Genomic DNA, 2,086 nt, shown 5'->3' with positions numbered 1-2,086 from the left:
ATCGAGCAGCAGCGCAACACCCTGAACAAGGTCCTGCACAGCACCGACTGGAAGGGCCCGGACGCCGACCGCTTCCGCAACGAATGGCAGTCCCAGCACATGACCGCCCTCCAGAAGGTCGCCCAGGCCCTGGACGAAGCCGGCAAGAAGGCCACCAAGAACGCCAACGAGCAGGAACAGGCCTCCCACTAAGGCCCACCGCCTCTCAAACTGGAAGCCCGGACACACACGTGTCCGGGCTTCCCGGCATTAAGCAGCGACTAAGAAGCAGCAAAAGGCGGCCTCAGACGCGTTCCGGAACCTTGCCGGCGTCGCGGGCCATGCGCACAGCGAACCAGGCGGCGAGCGCGAGGAACGCCGTCACCCCGGCCGCCGCCAGTTGGCTACCGGCCCGGTCAAGGGACCCGGACGCAGCAAGTGCGTAACCCGCGGGCATGAGCGCCATGCCCACGAACGCATCGAGCGAATACGCCGTACCGAGGAAGTGGCCGGGAACGCCCAACTGCAATTGCGCGTGGAAGTTCACTACGAACGCTTCCAGCATGACGCCCGTACAGAACGCCGCGAAGGCGAGGAGGGCCGGGTGCGGCCACAACCCGAGGACGGCCAGCGGCAGGGCCTTCCCGGCCAGGAGCAGCAGGGGCGTGGACCGAGGCTTCGCGAACGTCACACGCTTGAAGACAATGCCGCCAAGGACCATCCCGGCCCCCAGCGCGGCGCTGGCAATGCCCCACGCCAGTTCCGGCGCCGTCGAGGTGTCCCGGAGGATCACCGGACCGTTCAACTGGTAGTAGCCGGCCCAGAGGACGTTCATCAGGGCGGTCCCGGCCACCGCGGCCCAGAACCATGCAGGCAGTAACGGGCCGCGTCCGGCGTCGGCGGTCCGGGCAACCACCGCAGGCCGCTCGGCCTTCATCGCGGGAAGGCGGAGCAATTGCAGCGCGCTGGCCAGGTTTGCCGCTGCCAGGCCCAGGACCACCGCCCCGGCCGGCGCAACGCCGAGCAGTATTCCGGCGGCGACCGGCGCGATCACCGAGACGGTATTGAGGGCGATCCGCAGGTCCGCCAGCTTGGATTTCAGCTCCTCCCTGGCAACCAAATGGGAGAGCACGCTCTGCGTGGCCGGGCCGTTCAGCCCCGACACCAGGCCGGTCAGCCCGCCGAAGGCGGGGAAGACGGCGCCGGGCGGGTCACCTGCCAGAAGTACGACGGCGAAGCACGCCCAGGTTGTTCCGGCGGCGGCCTGCATGGCCACCAGGAACCACTTGCGGTTGAGTCGGTCGATCAGCGGTCCGGAGACCAGCAAGGCGGCCAGTTGCGCGAGGATCTGCAGGCCCAGCGCCTGCGCCAGGACGTCCGGGTTCCCGGCCGCCTGCAGCACGGCGAAGGTGAAGACGATGGGCGCGCTGGTGGCGGACAGAGCTGCGACGATCCTGCTCAGCCGGAAAACGTTGAAGCCCTGGGTCTGCATGGCACCCCATCCTGCCATGCGGTTGCTCAGGCTGTGCCGAAGCGGATTGCTGCGCGGGCCTTGGCCTTGGCGGCTTCCTCCTCCCGGTTCTTTGCCGGGCCGTGGCTGACCAGGGAATCCAGCAGGTGCTGCGTGATGTGCGCGATCTGGTGCACGGCGTCCTCGAACGCAGCCTCATTGGCCTTGGAGGGCTTGGTGCTCCCGCTGATCTTGCGCACGTACTGCAGGGCAGCAGCTTCCACCTCGGCGGACGTGGCACGCGGTTCGAAATTATGCAGGGTGCGGATATTGCGGCACATGCCTTCATGCTAGGCCGCACCACCGACAACCGGCAGGGCCCGGCGGAAACTCAGCCACCTCCGGCAAGCGGCTGCACCGCATGGGGACTCCTGTATGGGGAGGCGTCCCCATCGACACTCTTTCCCGGGCCGGGATAGTTTCTAGGTAATGGATCTTCCGGAACGAACCGGAGACCGCCGGGATGCCGAACAGTTCGGGTCCGTGAATGATCAAGGAGAAACACCATGGCTATTTGGGGCGCAGATGTACAGCAGCTCAAGACCCTCGGCAGCAAGCTGCAGGCCGGTTCCAACGAAATCGAGCAGCAGCGCAACA

The 2,086-nt window shown here is 66.9% G+C and carries 3 protein-coding genes; 1 reads left to right on the top strand and 2 read right to left on the bottom strand.

The window, feature by feature from the left end; genetic code table 11:
• Positions 1-192 (top strand): hypothetical protein (locus tag BIU82_RS19925; RefSeq protein WP_070349956.1); only part of this gene is annotated, 192 nt, incomplete at its 5' end.
• A 91-nt stretch (positions 193-283) separates the two neighbouring features.
• On the opposite strand, the gene BIU82_RS13295 is transcribed toward BIU82_RS19925, so the two are convergent.
• Entirely contained in the window at positions 284-1,489 is a 1,206-nt protein-coding gene (locus tag BIU82_RS13295; protein WP_083292336.1) for an MFS transporter, read from the bottom strand.
• A gap of 8 nt (positions 1,490-1,497) precedes the next feature.
• Complete coding sequence (locus tag BIU82_RS13290; RefSeq protein ID WP_070349954.1) at positions 1,498-1,770, bottom strand: DUF2277 domain-containing protein; 273 nt, start codon at positions 1,768-1,770, stop codon at positions 1,498-1,500.
• Positions 1,771-2,086 lie beyond the last annotated feature (316 nt).

This window comes from Arthrobacter sp. SW1, from assembly GCF_001766675.1.
Classification (GTDB): Bacteria; Actinomycetota; Actinomycetes; order Actinomycetales; family Micrococcaceae; genus Arthrobacter.
Note: the sequence above shows the minus strand (reverse complement) of the source record. Positions and strands in the feature narration are given on the sequence as shown.

What these genes read in the sequence shown, in the direction of transcription:
- BIU82_RS13295 (WP_083292336.1), bottom strand. Translation starts at nt 1,489, where the DNA reads ATGGCAGGATGGGGTGCCATGCAGACCCAGGGCTTCAACGTTTTCCGG.
- BIU82_RS13290 (WP_070349954.1), bottom strand. Translation starts at nt 1,770, where the DNA reads ATGTGCCGCAATATCCGCACCCTGCATAATTTCGAACCGCGTGCCACG.